We start from the raw sequence: 632 nt of genomic DNA on the forward strand, positions 1-632 counted from the left end.
CCGCCCTGCCCTACGATCGCGCGGCGACGACGATGGCGCACTTCGCGATGTGCAAGGCCTGTCGGGCTGAATACGAGAATCCGCTCGACCGCCGATTCCACGCCGAGACCATCGCGTGCCCGGACTGCGGTCCGCAACTCGAGTTCCGTCGTGCCGACGGCGCACGGTTCGTCGGCGCCGCCGTAGCCGACCCGATCGACGCGGCCGCGCAGGCGCTGCACGACGGGCAGATCGTGGCGATCAAGGGGATCGGCGGATTCCACCTGGCCTGTCGCGCCGATCGGCACGAGCCCGTCGCCACGCTGCGCGACCGCAAACACCGTCCCGACAAGCCGCTCGCGATGATGGCCGCCGACCTCGACCACGCGGCAACACTGATCGAGCTGACCGATGCGACACGTTCTGCGCTCGCGTCACCGCAGGCACCGATCGTCGTGGCACCGCGGGTGGGTGCGGTGGCACCGGGCGTTGCGCCCCGACTTGCCGAACTCGGTGTGCTGCTGGCCTATACCCCGGTGCATCACCTGCTGTTCGACGCGATGGGCGCGATCCCGCTGGTGATGACCTCCGCCAACACCAGCGGCTCACCCATCCTGTACCGCGACGACGACATCGACGACCGGCTGGGCGGG

1 protein-coding gene is annotated in these 632 nt (G+C 69.8%); it reads left to right on the forward strand.

Features of this window, described 5'->3' with window-relative positions; genetic code table 11:
• Positions 1-632: Sua5/YciO/YrdC/YwlC family protein (locus B1964_RS29395; RefSeq protein WP_139765967.1), on the forward strand; the 632-nt coding region annotated here is incomplete at both ends.

The organism is Gordonia sp. i37, assembly GCF_002043085.1.
GTDB classification, from domain to species: Bacteria; Actinomycetota; Actinomycetes; order Mycobacteriales; family Mycobacteriaceae; genus Gordonia; species Gordonia polyisoprenivorans.